We start from the raw sequence: 16,364 nt of genomic DNA on the forward strand, positions 1-16,364 counted from the left end.
TGATGGCGCGGAAGTCAGCGGCATCGTTTTTAATTTACCGGATGGTTTCGCTGAAAACGCGACTTACTACGTTACGGTAGTGCCTTATAACTCCGCAGGTGAAGCATCGGACTGTACGGAAATCAGTTTCACAACAGAGACGTTACCGATGCCTCCCGGCTGCACGACCATTACCAATCCGACAGATGGCGCAAGTCGTAACACAATCGATGCAGGAATCACTTGGACAGCTGTTGCTGGTGCTACCGGTTACCGGATTTCTATCGGCACAACCCCAGGCGGTAGGGAAATCGTGGACAATGAAACGGTGACCGGTACACGGTTCATTCCAACCCTTGACTTCGCCGAAAACACCGCGTATTACATCACCGTCATTCCATTTAATGCGGCAGGAGAGGCAGCTGGATGCGGTTATACCCGTTTCGTCATCACGCCCGGTGAGCATATAGGCCGAACCAAATACGGTATTTCTCCCAACGGCGATGGCATTAACGATTTCTGGAGAATAGAAGGCATTGGCGACTACCCCGATAATACCGTTTCCATATACAATCGATGGGGAGACATGGTTTTCCAGCTCCCGCGTTACGACAATGTATCAAAAGTATTCACAGGCGATGCCAACCGACTTACACGGCTCGGTGGCGGTGCGTTGCCTTCCGGTACATACTTCTTCGTGATTCAGTATCGCGATGGTCAGGAGCAGAAAAAAGTAGAAGGATTTTTAGTGTTAAAGCGTTAGCATGAGCTTCACAAAAAACTATTTTATTACTTTGTGTGTGCTTATCGGGTTGCACGGTGTTACCCTCGGTCAACAAACACCGCTTTTCCCCGAATATAATTACAACCCATTCCTGATCAACCCAGCCTACGCCGGAATGACACCCGGACCGGTGATTAGTGCTAGCCACACGCGGTTTACCCGTAATATAGACGGCGCACCATCAACGTCTTCGCTGACTTATCACATGCCCATATCGGCAGGAAAAATGGGTCTGGGGGCAGCTATCATCGACGATAGAATCGGGGTCATGTCGGCCACAAGCGTCGCCTTGGCCTATTCGTATAAAATATATTTTGATTTAAAACGCGACCGCCCGTATTGGGAGGTGTACGACCAGAACGTACTTTCATTTGGCATGACGGCGGGGATGAGACGACTTCATGAGAACCTGCTTGAACTGGGGGTGCCAGAAGACCCCGAGTTTGCAGCTAACCTTTCCGAGACGATCCCGACAATCGGTGCCGGAATCTTATATAATAAGGTAGGGTTTTATTTCGGGATTTCTGCGCCCGACCTATTGGGGGGCAGGTTCGCATCGTGGGATGACCTGAAGTTGTCGACACCCATCTATGGGTATGCCGGGTATCGCTTCTTTACCGATCTTTACAAAGAAATCATGATAACACCCAGCACATTGGTCAAATATGAGGCGGGGGCACCCGTACAGATAGACATGAACTTATCCGTGAATTTCAAAAGCAAGTTTGAATTTGGGGCAGGGTACCGAAGCAGTACCTCGCTGAATGTGCTCATCGGTGTTTACCCTGTTGAGCAACTCCGAATGGCTTATCATTACACCATCGGGCTGAGGAGACCAACATTGGGTAATCATCATGGTTTGATTTTATCGTATAGCTTATCGCCGTGAAAGTACCCTCGGCCGTTTTTTTTAAGAGGTCGCATTTAAGGGGTCGAATCCGTGAGCTAATACGCCTTCGCTTCGGGGGTTTCTTCTTTTTTGCTTTGCGTAATCTCGTGCTGAAATGCATTGCGGAAGGCTGCCGAGGCGTTTTCAGTCAGGAAAAAGCCACGTCCACTATAATGTGCAACGTTGTAAACCTCCTCGTCAAATTCGGAGGTGAACTGGCGAACTTGCTCCGTCCACTTATCGATCTCCGATGACTCGCCTTGTAAGTAATGCAGCGTAAGCCTACCTACGGCGATTTCAAAGTCGGCCGCGAGCGACCAAGCGGTAGCAAAAGCCGAAGCTGCTGCGTCCCACTGCCGCTGTTCCAGATGAGCGTAACCGAGCAGCTTGTAGCCCCGTGCGTAGGCCGGATCTAACCTAACCGCAAGTTCAAGATGGTGCACGGCTGAGTCGTATTCGTGGGTGATGTCTACTTCCGCCCATGCCAGGTCTGTCCACTCTTCGGCAGTCAATACCGGATGGCGCAGCGCCGTTTGGCGTTCGGTGCCCAGCCGTGCGTAGATACGGTCAACCCGCTTCAGCACGCGCCGTATGTGGCGGTACACTTTTCGTTTGTTGTAGGCCTTAGCAAATAACCGGGTCAGCTCATCGGTGTGGGCGGCAAAATCGGGCGCATTGTCTTGCCCATACTCCACCCAATTCCGTCCATCCTCCTCGCCAAATAGCACCATCACGTGGTTCCGCGCAGCCCGGGGGTCGTCGCCGAGGTAGTGCCCGGGCAAGCCGCCGATTTGGCCGGTCTCCCATTCGGCTACCTCCTCGGGTATCATCGAGACGAAGATAACCACAGCACCGTATTCGGCACGTATCTGCTCAATGTGCCGATTGAGCTTCGCAACCTGCTTGGCGTTCAGAAGCTGCCGGTTTACCTCGCCGAAACCTAGTTTGGTATAGCCAATGCCTGCATACCTGATTCGGTCGTTTTTCCTAAGTTCTTTCTGTGCGAATAGGAGTGAGGGCATAAGGGTAAGAAACCCCATCCAAAGGAGGTAGCCAAAATAAGGTTTTTTAACGGCAGGTAACATGGACACTAATCCGCAATAACCGCGCCGCATAAAAAAACCTCCCGGTTTGGCGGGAGGTTGGGCAACGCTGGGCGTTGTGTGTATTTATCCGTTGGTAGGCCTCGGCGCACCGCGGTCGTATGGCGTCATATCGAAGCTGTTCACCTCGTCCATCGTTAGCCCGAGTGCATGAGCTACACCCTCACCGTATTCGGGGTCGGCCTTGTAGCAGTTGCGGATATGGCGGATCTGGATGAACTTTTCTGCGCCACCCACTTGTGCGGCCGTATTCCGGAATAAGAAATCGGCTTTACCATCCGCTTTGATGATACGGAACAGGTCGCCCGGTTGGGTGTAGTAGTCGGCATCGTCGTCACGGAAGTTGTGCGCGTAGGCCGTGCCTTCGAGTTCCAACGGCGGTTCTTTCGCGGCAGGTTGCTCCTGCCATTCGCCGTAACTGTTAGGCTCGTAGTTTTTCGCGTCGCCATAGTTCCCATCCACGCGCATGGCACCATCTCGATGGAAGGCATGGTAAGGGCACTTGGGCTTATTCACCGGTATTTGATAATGGTTTACCCCTAGGCGGTAGCGCTGCGCGTCGCCGTACGAGAACAGCCGGCCCTGCAGCATCTTGTCGGGCGAGAAGCCAATACCCGGAACGATGTTCGTGGGGTTGAAGGCCGCTTGCTCCACATCCTGGAAATAGTTTTCGGGGTTGCGGTTCAGTTCAAACTCACCCACTGGGATGAGCGGGAAGTCTTTCTTGGACCATACTTTCGTGAGGTCGAACGGATGGAAGCGATAGGTCTTTGCCTGCTCTTCGGTCATCACTTGGATGAACATTTTCCATTTTGGGAAGTCCTGCCGTTCAATTGCATCGAAAAGGTCGCGTTGCGACGATTCGCGGTCTACGCCTACCAGTTTCGCTGCTTCTTCGTCCGAGAGGTTCTCAATGCCCTGCTGGGTAACGAAGTGGAACTTCACCCAGTGCCGTACGTTATCTTTATTGATCAGGCTGTAGGTATGGCTACCGAAACCGTGCATATGGCGGTAGCCGCGTGGGATACCGCGGTCGCTCATCACAATGGTTACTTGGTGCAGCGACTCAGGGAGTAGCGTCCAGAAATCCCAGTTGTTGTTGGCGCTCCGCAGGTTCGTTTTCGGATCGCGTTTAACGGCGTGGTTCAAGTCGGGGAATTTCATCGGGTCGCGGAAAAAGAATACCGGCGTATTGTTGCCCACCAAATCCCATATCCCTTCATCGGTGTAATATTTCATGGCGAAGCCCCGGATGTCGCGCTCGGCATCCGCTGCACCACGCTCGCCCGCTACCGTAGAGAAACGCGCGAACATATCGGTCTTTTTCCCGATTTCGCTGAAGATACTGGCCTTGGTATATTGCGTAATATCGTGGGTAACCGTAAAGGTACCGAAAGCACCCGACCCTTTCGCATGCATGCGCCGCTCGGGGATAACCTCGCGGTCGAAATTCGCCATCTTTTCGAGGAACCAAAAGTCTTGCATGAGCAACGGACCCCTGGGGCCGGCCGTTTGCGAGTTTTGGTTGTCCGGAACCGGAGCCCCGGTTTGTCTAGTTAATTTTCCCTTGTTCTCTTCCATGCTGTTGTTATTTTAGTGAGTACACGCAAATGTATATAGATTGTGATGATTTGTTTCAATAAATGTGATCAATAGTATTTATAACCGTATAGCCGTGTTAAATAAATGGTTTCTGCTAACCTACGAAAATAAACCGGTAATACCATGGAACATTTTTATGAATGTAACAGCAAAATTTATTGTATTTTATGTGCAATTGTCTTAGGTTAGCAGCCCATGCAAATGAAGGATTATATCATCGTACCACTTGGCCGGGTACTTCTTTTTATGGTGTGTTGTTTTATGTCGGGCTGCGCGGGCACTGTGGAAGACGAAGAAAGCGATCCGCGGCGGCCTTCGTTTAAGCCGATTGTCGATATCGACTTCTATGAGGTAAGGCGTTCGTTCGACAACGGATTGGCGTACGACTCGATCGGGTTTGTGCAGGAAGCCGAATGGCATATTAAATTTACGCGTGAGGATGCCGTCCAGATTTATGTGCCCGGCAGCGATTCATCGTTCAATTTTGAAATTACGCACGACCACGATTCTTTTTTCCACTTTGCGCGTGAGAGCTGGAAGGTCGTCGACCTGAATCGCGACAGCCTCATGTTGCAACGGCTGAGCCTCGATGGGCTGCGGGTGAATAAGATGCGTTCCAATGTATATATGCGTTTCTACGCTAAAGATTACCTCAATACGTTGGGTACATCGTTGACGCGGCTTCGCGAGCCGCGTCGGCAGGATACGTTATTCGTGCGGCAGATGGTGCAGCGGGCCAACCGGAACCTCGACAATGTAGATAGCTCGTATTCATCCAAGAATTACCCCAAGCTGGCGAGTAAAAGTGAGATGCTCGAAATCGAGCGCCGGCAATACGATAGCCTCGCGTTGATGAGTCAATCGTCGGCTTATGAATACCTGTATCCCGAATATGATATCACCATTCACCGGGCATACAAAGATTTTTACCATACGTTTTCCATTCTCGTAGGACCCGATGGCAAAATGCGTCTGGGCAAGTTTTTCGTCATGCCGGAGTTTGTGGAATCCAGGCGGCGCGTACTCAAGGGTATCATAGATGTCTACCTGCAGAACCTGCTCGATGTTACCCCGGCAACGACGTTGGGGATGCCCCACAATAGTGTAGTCTATCTGCGGGTGCGGGGCAAGGAAGATGGATAGATAATCGTACCTTAGCGGGTATTAAAGCAACGGTATTATGTTTGATAAATTAATGGCAGCCCAACAGAAGGCTGACGAAATAAAGAAGCGACTTGACCACGTGATGGTCACCGGAGAGGCCGAGGGCGGTGCGATCAAAGTAACTGCAACTGCCAATAGGGACGTGACCAATGTAAGCATCGACCCGACTTTTCTTGCCAATGCTGACAAGGAAGAACTGGAGGAGTTGTTGGCCGTGGCCATCAACAACACCATGAAGCAGGCTGAGAACGTGAGCCAGACCGAAATGCAGGGCGCCGCGAAGGATATGCTTGGTGGATTGGGCGGCTTGTTTTAAGCCGCCATCCGCCAATCACTTACTTGATTTATTGATGTGGTACTGTACGAGGTCGTCTATAGGCGACCGTATAATGCGTCCCACTTTCATGCCATACTGGCTAGCTGTATCTTCCAACACGTTTCTGAAGTTATAACCCACGGAGCCAATGCAGTTGAATGTGTGGTTTTGGTAATCCGGGTAGCGCGACACCAGGTTGCGGAAAAAGTCGTCGAACGCTGCATGCACAATGCCGCTCGAATAGTTGATGTTGACCGACACATCGTACACGAATTTGCTGAAACTAGCACAGAAACGGTTGGCCAGTGGTTTGGTATACACGGCGTCCATCACATCGTCGGGCGTCAGCTTATAGGTGTCCCAAAAAACTTCCCGCACATCTTCGGGCATAAAGCCACGGATGTAGTCGGTAAGCAGTTTCTTGCCGATGTAGCAACCGCTGCCTTCATCACCTAAGATATAGGCCGCCGAGTCGATATTGTGGGCGATGTCTTCGCCATCGTAAATACACGTATTGGTGCCGGTACCGAGGATAGCGGCAAAGCCCGGTTGGTCGCCCAGTAAGGCCCGCGCAGCTGCCAGCAGGTCATGCCCCACGAAAACCGTTGAGTTGGAGAAAACTTTTTTCAAAGCTTCGACAACAATACTGGCTTTTTCTTCATTATGTACCCCCGCACCGTAATAGTTCACTTCGGTGACCTCGTGGTACGGTAAGTCTTTGGGTAATCCCTTTTTGAGTGAGTTTACGATATATTCGCTATCTACGAAATAAGGGTTATACCCCTCCGTATTGAAATACACTTTTTTCCCAGCGTTGTCCAGCAAGCACCAATTGGTTTTGGTCGATCCTCCGTCTGCAATTATAATCATTTGTTGGGTATTAGTTTTGTTGGTTTTTTCAGTTTAATGATATTCCTTCAATTATACGCGCCGAAAATACGGTTTTCCCCGAAAATAATGACATTATCGACTTTCTTATTTCAAAAATAGTTCAACATCGGCGCTATATCGGGCTAATGGCCGCCTTCGGTATTGAGGTTCTCGATGTCGTACCCCTGCTTTTTCAGGATGTCCGATACCTTCCATGCAAAAAATGCAAGGTAAGCAAAACAGGCTACCGGAACCCAATACGAGAGATGGATGTCATGCAGCACATCGGCCAGACTGCCCTGTAGCGGCGGAATGATAGCATGGGTAAGGTCGAAATGGGATGTGCAGAATGGAATGAATACGCCGTTGGCCCCTGCCAGGAACCCCCAGAAGAAAAACACCATGGTCAGCGAATATAGCGCCGATGTGTAGCTTTGATTTGATTTATTTGTCATTTGTTTCATGTAAGGTTAGCCGAAATTTTCGCCTAACTTAGGGGTTTTGGTGCCAATTATTCGAACTTTTTCGGGACTTTTCTATAGGTGTAACCGATAAATCGTTTTACCTATTTGATAGACAGCGAATTAATTTGGCTTTTTTTGACGGGTGGTAGCCGGGGGAATGATGCTGCTCTTCCGCTGGTTTCGGATGCCAGAAGTGTTATTTTTTTAATATTTTTTTGAAAAGACAAATAGAATGTGTTACTTTGCGCAGTATTCTCAAAGTTTATCCTAGATACTTCGTCGAAAACTCTTTGATTTCTGAAGATTAATGCTGAATCACTACTGTTTGAAAATGAACGGCTGCACGAGGTGGATGAATTTCTTTTTATAACAGCAAATCCATATATTATTATATTTTTTAGTTGAATGAATATTAATGAACTGAACGCGAAACTCGTGTCTGAGTTACGCGAAATAGCGAAGTTGATCGGTATCGCTGACGTAGAGAAGCTTCGGAAGCACGAGTTGGTAACCAAGATCGTTGAAACCGGTGAGGAGGAAGCCAAGAATGCTGCATTGGAAGCTGAGGCAACTACGGAAACGGAAGACGCGGCCGAGGCGGTAGGCGAGCGCCCAAGGAAGCGTACGCGCACCATGAAATCGGTTGAGCCAATCAGTGTGCGCAACACACGCGACGATTTTCCTGCCGATAGTCGGGAACCGGCTGCGCCGGCGGATAACCGTCCGGAACCAACTGCCACCCCGAAACCTGCTAACGGTAGCAAGATGGAGGGCCCCGCAGGAAGTCTCGACTTTGACAATGTCATCGTCAATGAAGGGGTGTTGGAAATTATGCCCGATGGATACGGTTTCCTCCGGTCGTCGGACTATAACTACCTGACGTCGCCGGATGATATATATGTCTCGCAGTCGCAAATCAAACTTTTCGGACTTAAAACAGGTGATACCGTGCGCGGCAGCATCCGGCCACCGAAGGAGGGTGAGAAGTATTTCCCTTTAGTCCGCGTAGAAGCCATCAACGGCCAGAACCCCGCAGAAGTACGCGACCGTGTGCCGTTTGATTTCTTAACGCCGCTGTTTCCAACCGAGCGATTGAAGCTTTTCACAGGCACAGGTAACTACTCCACGCGGATTATGGACCTGTTCACACCCATCGGTAAAGGCCAACGTGGGCTGATCGTGGCGCAACCCAAAACGGGTAAAACCATGTTGCTTAAAGACGTGGCCAACGCCATCGCAAAGAACCACCCCGAGGTGTATTTGATTATCCTTTTAATCGATGAACGCCCGGAAGAGGTGACAGATATGGCCCGCAGCGTACGCGCTGAAGTGGTGTCGTCGACCTTTGATGAGCCCGCGGATAGGCACGTGAAGATTGCGAATATCGTATTGGAAAAAGCAAAACGCATGGTAGAATGTGGGCACGATGTGGTTATTCTGCTCGATTCGATTACGCGGCTGGCGAGGGCATACAATACGGTAGCCCCGGCGTCGGGCAAAATCCTGTCGGGTGGTGTGGATGCCAATGCGCTCCACAAACCGAAGCGCTTCTTTGGTGCAGCACGTAATATCGAGCACGGCGGCTCATTGACGATACTGGCCACGGCGCTGATCGATACCGGCTCCAAGATGGACGAGGTTATCTTTGAGGAATTCAAAGGAACGGGTAACATGGAGCTGCAGCTCGATCGGAAGCTTTCCAACAAGCGTATCTTCCCGGCAATCGACCTTATTGCGTCGAGCACGCGTCGGGACGACCTGCTGAACGACCGCGAAACGTTACAGCGGATATGGGTGCTGCGTAATCACCTGGCAGATATGAATTCGATGGAAGCCATGGAGTTCTTATTGTCGCAGATGCGTGGAACCAAATCTAATGAGGAGTTCCTCGTCAGTATGAATGGTTAATCATTAATAATGGCTGTAGCATCATCATGCTACAGCCATATATTTATGAAGACGCATATACCCAATTTTATAACCTGCCTAAACTTATTCAGTGGTTGTGTAGGGGTAACCTTTGCCTATGCGGGGCAGCTCGATATTGCTGCCTATTGTGTGCTTGCCTCTGGTGCCTTTGATTTTTTTGATGGGTTGGCTGCCCGAGCTTTGCATGTAAAATCGCCTATTGGCAAGGAACTGGATTCGTTGGCCGATGTGGTGAGTTTTGGTTTCCTCCCGGGGGCAGTACTTTATAGCATGCTTGGGGTAGCTTGGCCGGGCAATGGCTATGTGCCTTACTTGGGGTTTCTGGTCACCGTTTTTTCTGCACTTCGCCTCGCAAAATTCAATATCGACGACCGGCAGTCGACCGATTTTATTGGCCTCAATACGCCAATGAATGCGTTTTATGTGGTTTCGCTTCCCTTCATAGCGGCTACATACGGTACCATTATATACCATCCGGCCTTCTTGATCGGCAGTATTTTGGTTACCTCGCTGCTATTGGTCAGTAACGTGCGGCTTTTCTCTTTGAAAATCAATTCGTTTTCGTGGCGCGAAAACGGCTGGAAATTCACCTTCTTATTAATCAGTGCGGTTTTGGTGGTCGTGTTGAAATTCGCTGCTGCCCCGTTGGTCCTGGCTCTTTACTTTTTGTTTTCCTACGTCCACTTTCGGCAGCCCCAGTGAATTCGGGTCAGGTCCGTCAATCAATTGTTTTCAAATACGCGCGCAATTCCCCGTAAAGCACGTCTAGCTTTGGTAACATCGTAGCGAGTTTAGCTGCAATGCCATCCACGTTTTGACGATGTTTCGCATCATCTTCGATTTCCTGCAATTCCTGGCGCATTTCGTTGGCACCAACATACGCCAATGTCGGCTTAATATGATGGGCCTGTTTATAGGCGCTTTCCCAGTCCTCCTGTTCCACATACGTTGTAAGCAGCTGCATATCCGATGGGGTCTGCTTGATAAAAAGATCCAATATTTCTCGGATGAGCTGCGTATTGCCGTTGGAAAGGTCCATCAGGTATGCCAAGTCGGCTTGCTCAAAATTCATCTTGTTCATATGTATCTGGGTTAAAAAGGCGAACGGCAAGCCGGTCGGATGTCTCGTCCAGCAGCTCATCGGTGGTTTTCCCTAATATCGGGTGGACGAATGTCGCCGCGATTTCTTGCAAAGGTGCTAATGCGAATCGACGGTTGGGCAGGTGCGGGTGCGGTACTTGGAGGTTTGGCTCGTCGATGACTTCATCGGCATAATACAGAATGTCGATGTCGATCAACCGCGATTCCCATTTGTTTACACGTATGCGGCCCATCCGCTTTTCGATCGCGTTGATTGTTGCAAGCAAGGGCAGTGGTTTCAGCGTGGTCGCAACCCCAACCACTTGATTGAGGTAGTTGGGTTGGTCTTCATGGCCCCAAGCACCCGTTTCGTATATGGAGGAGATACGGTGCAAGTTCCCAATTTTTGTGCTTATTTCGTTGCGCGCGTGGCTTAGCTGGGCAAGCCTATCGCCCATGTTTGTCCCCAATAATAAATAGGCACTCGCTGTAACCTGCATAAAAACGATATCGATCGGTTTCGAAAGGCAAACTTAGGTAAACGGCAGTTTATATCCAAATATGCATCGCTGTAACGAATGAGGCGTGGCGTCGTCAAACTCCTGGCATGCTAGATATGCTATTTGTCAATGCAGTGAAGTTTTTCTAAGTTTGAACACCTTATAATAGAACACATATGAAATCATTTTTCAAATACGTGCTCGCTACCGTAACCGGTATCGTCATTTCGTTCATCCTGTTGTTCGTGGTGGGGTTAATCGTCATCGGTGCCTTGGTGACCTCCATGAGCGCAGAGAAAGAAACCACCGTTGCCGCTAATTCGCTGCTGCTGATCGACCTCAAGCACGACATCACGGAACGCACAATCCCCGATCCTTTCGAAGAGCTCGACCTACCGGGATTCATTACCGTTAAAAGTTTCGGACTGAATGATATACTCAAACGTATAGAAGGGGCCAAAGAAGATGAACGAATCGAGGGCATCTGCCTCGACCTCTCTTCCGTATCCGCAAGTTTTGCTACGCTACAGGAAATCCGCGATGCCCTGGTCGATTTCAAAGCATCCGGCAAATTCATTGTTGCCTACAGCGAGGGTTATACCCAGCGGGCTTATTACCTCGCTTCCACGGCCGATCGGGTTTACGTCAATCCGGAAGGATCGATAGACTTTAGGGGCCTTGCCTCGCAAACCGCTTTCTTAAAAGGTACGCTGGATAAGTTGGGCATTGAAGCACAAGTAGTGAAAGTAGGGACATTCAAAAGCGCGGTAGAGCCTTTTGTCTTGGACAAGATGAGCGATGCCAATAGGGAGCAGGTCAGCTCTTTCTTGGGAAGTATATATGACCATTTCATTGCACAGATCGGCGAAAGCCGCGGTATGGCGACCGATTCATTGCACGCCATTGCCGATGGCTACCTGGTAAGGACTGCCGACGATGCAGTGGCTTATGGGTTGGCCGACGGCAAACGGTATAAGGACGAATTCTTAACCGAGTTGAAAGACTCGCTCAACGTGGATCAGGAAAAAGATTTGAATGTCGTGTCGATTTTGAAATATAAGCCTACGGCGAAATCGGTGAGTGCATCTGTCCGCGAACGTGTTGCCGTGGTATACGCGGTAGGTAGCATCGTGTCGGGCGAAGGCACCGACGACATGATCGGCTCAGAACGCATATCGCGCGAGCTGCGCAAGGTACGCCGCGATGATAAAGTGAAAGCGGTGGTGTTCCGCGTTAATTCGCCCGGTGGTAGCGCCCTAGCCTCAGACGTCATCTGGCGCGAAGTGGAGCTGTTGAGCCAGGAAAAGCCGATTATCGTATCCATGGGCGATGTGGCGGCCTCGGGAGGGTATTACATTTCAGCGGCTGCCGATTCCATTTTTGCCGAACCCAACACCATCACCGGTTCCATCGGTGTGTTCGGCCTTATCCCCAATATGCAGGAACTGTATAACGACAAGCTGGGTATTACCTTTGATGAGGTGAAAACGGGTAAATATGCCGACTTCCTGGCGAATGTGGACCGGCCGCTCACGGCCGATGAACGACAGATCCTCCAAATGCAGGTCAATCAGATATACGATACGTTCCTGCAACGCGTGGCCGATGGCCGTGGCTTATCCAAGGCACAAGTGGATAGCATTGGGCAGGGGCGCGTATGGAGCGGACAGCAGGCCGTGGAACACGGACTGGTAGATCGCTTGGGCAGCATGGACGATGCGATTGCCGCTGCCGCGGATAAGGCCGGCTTGGAAACCTACCGCGTGGTCACCTACCCGGCTATCAAGAGCCCCTTCGAGGCATTGTTAGGCGGCTCTGCCGACCGGATAAGCACGTGGTTCAGTAAGCGTGAGTTGGGCGAACACTACCGGTATTATGAGCAAGCGAAAGCCGCATTGCAGGTGCGTGGTATACAGGCGCGGCTTCCGTTTACCATGGAGATCTATTGACGCCATGGCCGCTGCATCCCGGTCGCGAGTGCGCAACGGCGGTGTCCGCAAGGTGTCGATTACCGAATGCCCGCGCGATGCCATGCAAGGATTGCACCGTTTTATTCCCACGGCGACCAAAGCGGCGTATATGGAGCTGCTCCTCGGTGCGGGATTCGACCGGCTCGATTTCGGTAGTTTCGTGTCGCCCAACGCCATTCCCCAAATGCGGGATACCGCTGAGGTGCTGGACCGCTTGGATGGCGCTTTAGAAGGAACGGAAAGCTCCACGGAACTTCTCGCCATCGTTGCCAATGTGCGTGGCGCGGAGGCGGCGGTCCGGCATGGCCGGGTGAAGGTGCTCGGCTTCCCTTTTTCGGTTTCCGAGACCTTTCAACAGCGCAATGCCAACACGGGGATCCTACAAGCCCTCGATACCGTTAAACAAATCGCCATGATATGCCAGGCCCATGGCCGCACTCCGCTTGTGTATCTCTCCATGGGCTTTGGGAATCCATATGGCGACCCATGGAGCCCGGCCATCGTGGCCGACTATACGGAGAAGCTGGTGGCCATGGGAATCCGCCATTTTGCACTGGCAGATACGGTGGGGAATTCCACGCCGGAGACCATCACTTCGCTGTATCCGTATTTGCATGACACGTTCCCCGATATCGAACTGGGGTTACACTTGCATAGTACGCCAGCGACAGGTCGCCAGAAATTGGTTGCCGCACTTGATGCGGGATGTGTCCGCTTTGATACCGCGCTCCGTGGTTTCGGCGGATGTCCGATGGCTGCGGATAAACTGACCGGTAACATCGCTACGGAAACATTGCTGGAGTTGCTCGATGAGCGGGGTATCGGGACCGCGCTAAACCGAGATGCATGGGCCGCGGCACAACGGTATAGCTACGAAGTGTTTTGATTTTCCAATACTTATAGTAGCTTTGTTCCCCTTACATCATTAGCATTATAGATAGCATGAAGACGATAGACGATTTAGATTTTTCCGGGAAGAAAGCATTGATACGGGTAGACTTCAACGTACCCCTGGATGAACATTACGCCATCACCGACGATAACCGCATACAGGGGGCAACACCGACCATCAAGAAGATCTTGAACGATGGGGGGGCTGTCATCCTGATGTCGCACCTCGGTAGGCCTAAGGAAGGGCCTTCAGAAAAATTTTCCCTGAAACACATCGTCGCCCACCTCTCGGGCGTATTGGGTGTTGACGTGCAGTTTGCCGACGATTGCATCGGCGACGGCGCGTACGCCAAGGCTGCGGCACTGAAGCCGGGCGAAGTGCTCCTTTTGGAGAATCTCCGTTTTTATAAGGAAGAGGAGAAAGGCGATGCCGGTTTTGCCGAGAAGTTGGCTAAGCTCGGCGACGTGTATGTCAACGACGCATTCGGTACTGCCCACCGGGCACATGCTTCAACGGCCGTGATTGCGCAGTTCTTTCCAAATGCTAAATACTTCGGGTACCTTATGGCAGCTGAAGTGGGCAACGCAGAGCGCGTACTGAATGATCCACAGCGTCCGTTTACCGCCATTATGGGCGGGGCAAAGGTGTCCGACAAGCTCGAATTGATCGAGGCGCTGCTTGATAAGGTGGATAACCTCATTATTGGCGGCGGCATGGCTTATACCTTTGTAAAAGCCCGTGGCGGCGAGATTGGCCAGTCGCTGGTGGAGCTGGATAAACTCGACCTGGCGAATGATCTGGTGAAGAAGGCGAAAAAGAAAGGGGTAAACCTCGTATTGCCCACCGATTGCCAGATTGCCGACAGGTTCGCGCCGGATTCGCCGGCATACGATGGTCCGAACGACCAAATTCCTGCCGATAAGATGGGGTTGGACATCGGCAAGGAATCGGGCGAGCATTTTGCCCAAGTGATCCTGGCTTCCAACACGATTTTGTGGAACGGCCCCATGGGTGTATTTGAGATGGACAAGTTTGCCAAAGGTACGCGCGCGGTAGCCGATGCCGTGGTGGCGGCTACCGAACGGGGTGCATTTTCGCTGATCGGCGGGGGCGACTCCGCAGCCGCGGTAAGCAAGTTCGGTATGACCGAACATGTGAGCTACGTGAGTACCGGGGGGGGAGCCCTGCTGGAATACATGGAGGGCAAGGAACTACCAGGTGTGAAAGCCATCAACGAATAGGAAAATGGAGCGGCCCCGGCCGCTTTTTTTATGTGCTTGGCATGGACGATCATGCGGCTAATTACTTGCCGCTTTTTAATCGGTACCAGCATAGCATTACGATTCCAACGCCAACTACAAGTAGGATGATACACCCCGCCCAATTTGGCCGGGTATGCTTTTCTTTGGAGGTCGTGTCTTGAACTTGGGATTCGAGGGTCTTGGACGTACGCGACACCGATTGGACGGTCTGGTCTTGCCTGCTCGATCCGGCGACCCTGGTCGACGTTTGGACATCCATCCGGTTGGTTAGTGGCCACAAGGTCGCTATCAACGCGTTGGACTTTACTTCCGACATCCCATTGCGGTTTGACCAGGTTTGCAAAGTATACAAAATCCCAGTGTTGCATCCGTATAATTTGGGCTGGGCCGGGCTGACCATCGTGATTGACCCGGAGGGTATGCCATTGACGAGTATCGCAAATGCTGACGAAAAGTTCAATGAACTTACGGTGGTGGAGCACGTTTCTAGCCAACTGAAACGTCGCGGAACACCACAGGAATGGTTAGATGCAGTCATTGAGGAATATATACAAGAAGAAGAGCAATTATCGCCTCCCCAACTGTCCATCGCATCTTGGACCGTTGCGGCTATGTGCACACACATCCTCTTTAATTTGGCAACTCATCGGAAAGTAAAAATGTTCCCGGAATTCTACTTTTCCTCGCTAAATAATTTTTAAACGAGCTTATTATTGGTGGCAAATGCTATGGCCTCAGAAATATTGCTAACGTCCAGCTTTTGACACAAGTTCCTTTTATGAAATTTGACGGTGTCTTCCGAGATAAACAGCGCCTCAGCAATTTCTTTTATGGTGTAGCCGCGCGTTGACAATTGTAATATTTCACTTTCTCTGTCGGAAAGTTTTGCTTTTTCATCTAGTTTCCAAAAATTACGTGTTAAATCATAGGTGTGTATCTGATTGCTTCCCATTCGGTAGATTTTAATGTGGCCGGCTTCCTTTTCGGACGACAGCGAGACAATACACAAGGCTTTCCATATCTTGCCATCCTTCGTCAAAAACATGGGTGTCAGTTTTTGATTGATTAATATGGCCTTTCCCTCTTGACTTTTGATATGAAAATCATAGGATATGGTGTGTTCTTTTCGCTCATTTACAGGGATTTGCTCGTAAAAATCAAACCCTATGGTGTTGATTTTAATCAATAAATCCAAGTCTTGCGGAATGACGTGCTGAAAATAAAATTCATACCCGAGTTCCTTGACTTTATCAGCGGTATGCCCGCATAAGAACAATGGATTATCCGACACATAATCAAATCCTTTTTTTTCATAATCGATGATATAAATACTGTTATAAGTCGTTTTAGCGAATGCTAGAACGACATCCATGTAGTCGGTGATTTGTGTCTTTTCATCCTTAGTTACTTTCCTGATCGTATTCTTGGACGAAAAGAAATCTTTCATATCAGCCATAACTGGTTTTGTTGGTTTATACCGAAGGTAAACATTTTTATGTTAATATGACATTATCCTACGTACTTGAAAACTACACTTTTGTGTAAGCTGGTGATTTACTG

Annotated in this window: 17 protein-coding genes; 10 read left to right on the forward strand and 7 right to left on the reverse strand. The window is 50.3% G+C overall.

The features are described 5' to 3' along the window. Together U9S71_RS16065 and U9S71_RS16070 are read left to right on the forward strand one after the other, a co-directional pair. On the forward strand, nt 1-742 hold a 742-nt coding region (locus U9S71_RS16065), incomplete at its 5' end, for a T9SS type B sorting domain-containing protein (RefSeq protein WP_326328632.1). A gap of 1 nt (nt 743) precedes the next feature. Further along, the gene (locus U9S71_RS16070; RefSeq protein WP_326328633.1) at nt 744-1,652 is read left to right on the forward strand and encodes a PorP/SprF family type IX secretion system membrane protein; all 909 of its coding nucleotides are present in this window, start codon (nt 744-746) and stop codon (nt 1,650-1,652) included. A 56-nt stretch (nt 1,653-1,708) separates the two neighbouring features. On the opposite strand, the gene U9S71_RS16075 is transcribed toward U9S71_RS16070, so the two are convergent. Both U9S71_RS16075 and U9S71_RS16080 read right to left on the reverse strand, forming a co-directional pair. Continuing rightward, entirely contained in the window at nt 1,709-2,674 is a 966-nt protein-coding gene (locus tag U9S71_RS16075; RefSeq protein WP_326328634.1) for a hypothetical protein, read from the reverse strand. Nucleotides 2,675-2,821: 147 nt separating this feature from the next. After that, the gene (locus U9S71_RS16080) at nt 2,822-4,336 is read right to left on the reverse strand and encodes a catalase (RefSeq protein WP_326328635.1); all 1,515 of its coding nucleotides are present in this window, start codon (nt 4,334-4,336) and stop codon (nt 2,822-2,824) included. Between the two features lie 222 nt (nt 4,337-4,558). On the opposite strand from U9S71_RS16080, the gene U9S71_RS16085 reads away from it, so the two are divergent. Both U9S71_RS16085 and U9S71_RS16090 read left to right on the forward strand, forming a co-directional pair. Further along, complete coding sequence (locus U9S71_RS16085; protein ID WP_326328636.1) at nt 4,559-5,500, forward strand: hypothetical protein; 942 nt, start codon at nt 4,559-4,561, stop codon at nt 5,498-5,500. Nucleotides 5,501-5,537: 37 nt separating this feature from the next. Then, complete coding sequence (locus U9S71_RS16090) at nt 5,538-5,837, forward strand: YbaB/EbfC family nucleoid-associated protein (protein WP_326328637.1); 300 nt, start codon at nt 5,538-5,540, stop codon at nt 5,835-5,837. A gap of 15 nt (nt 5,838-5,852) precedes the next feature. On the opposite strand, the gene U9S71_RS16095 is transcribed toward U9S71_RS16090, so the two are convergent. Continuing rightward, nucleotides 5,853-6,707 (reverse strand): N-acetylglucosamine kinase, encoded by an 855-nt coding sequence (locus U9S71_RS16095; RefSeq protein ID WP_326328638.1) that lies wholly within the window; start codon nt 6,705-6,707, stop codon nt 5,853-5,855. 143 nt (nt 6,708-6,850) lie between these two features. After that, the gene (locus U9S71_RS16100; RefSeq protein ID WP_326328639.1) at nt 6,851-7,162 is read right to left on the reverse strand and encodes a hypothetical protein; all 312 of its coding nucleotides are present in this window, start codon (nt 7,160-7,162) and stop codon (nt 6,851-6,853) included. A 414-nt stretch (nt 7,163-7,576) separates the two neighbouring features. On the opposite strand from U9S71_RS16100, the gene rho reads away from it, so the two are divergent. After that, nucleotides 7,577-9,079, forward strand: a complete 1,503-nt coding sequence (gene rho, locus U9S71_RS16105) for a transcription termination factor Rho (RefSeq protein ID WP_326328640.1) — start codon at nt 7,577-7,579, stop codon at nt 9,077-9,079. Between the two features lie 45 nt (nt 9,080-9,124). Continuing rightward, nucleotides 9,125-9,802: a CDP-diacylglycerol--serine O-phosphatidyltransferase gene (gene pssA / locus U9S71_RS16110; RefSeq protein WP_326328641.1), complete on the forward strand. Its 678-nt coding sequence runs from the start codon at nt 9,125-9,127 to the stop codon at nt 9,800-9,802. Between the two features lie 16 nt (nt 9,803-9,818). On the opposite strand, the gene U9S71_RS16115 is transcribed toward pssA, so the two are convergent. After that, nucleotides 9,819-10,181 carry an Hpt domain-containing protein gene (locus tag U9S71_RS16115; protein WP_326328642.1) on the reverse strand — a complete coding sequence of 121 codons (363 nt, stop codon included), beginning with the start codon at nt 10,179-10,181 and terminating at the stop codon, nt 9,819-9,821. Further along, on the reverse strand, nt 10,162-10,680 hold the full coding sequence (gene folK, locus U9S71_RS16120) for a 2-amino-4-hydroxy-6-hydroxymethyldihydropteridine diphosphokinase (RefSeq protein ID WP_326328643.1): 519 nt from the start codon (nt 10,678-10,680) through the stop codon (nt 10,162-10,164). The genes U9S71_RS16115 and folK overlap by 20 nt, the downstream gene beginning before the upstream one ends. Nucleotides 10,681-10,856: 176 nt before the next feature. On the opposite strand from folK, the gene sppA reads away from it, so the two are divergent. From sppA to U9S71_RS16140, 4 genes are all read left to right on the forward strand, one after another. Beyond that, nucleotides 10,857-12,629: a signal peptide peptidase SppA gene (gene sppA / locus U9S71_RS16125; protein ID WP_326328644.1), complete on the forward strand. Its 1,773-nt coding sequence runs from the start codon at nt 10,857-10,859 to the stop codon at nt 12,627-12,629. Between the two features lie 4 nt (nt 12,630-12,633). Continuing rightward, nucleotides 12,634-13,536, forward strand: coding sequence for a hydroxymethylglutaryl-CoA lyase (locus U9S71_RS16130; protein WP_326328645.1), 903 nt, complete (start codon nt 12,634-12,636; stop codon nt 13,534-13,536). Nucleotides 13,537-13,592: 56 nt separating this feature from the next. Beyond that, nucleotides 13,593-14,783: a phosphoglycerate kinase gene (locus U9S71_RS16135; RefSeq protein WP_326328646.1), complete on the forward strand. Its 1,191-nt coding sequence runs from the start codon at nt 13,593-13,595 to the stop codon at nt 14,781-14,783. A 200-nt stretch (nt 14,784-14,983) separates the two neighbouring features. Continuing rightward, nucleotides 14,984-15,505, forward strand: coding sequence for a hypothetical protein (locus U9S71_RS16140; RefSeq protein ID WP_326328647.1), 522 nt, complete (start codon nt 14,984-14,986; stop codon nt 15,503-15,505). Here U9S71_RS16140 and U9S71_RS16145 read toward each other — a convergent pair. Next, entirely contained in the window at nt 15,502-16,260 is a 759-nt protein-coding gene (locus U9S71_RS16145) for a helix-turn-helix transcriptional regulator (protein ID WP_326328648.1), read from the reverse strand. The two genes, U9S71_RS16140 and U9S71_RS16145, sit on opposite strands and share 4 nt — an antisense overlap. Nucleotides 16,261-16,364 lie beyond the last annotated feature (104 nt).

Origin of the sequence: Parapedobacter flavus (assembly GCF_035818675.1) — a bacterium.
GTDB lineage: Bacteria > Bacteroidota > Bacteroidia > Sphingobacteriales > Sphingobacteriaceae > Parapedobacter > Parapedobacter flavus.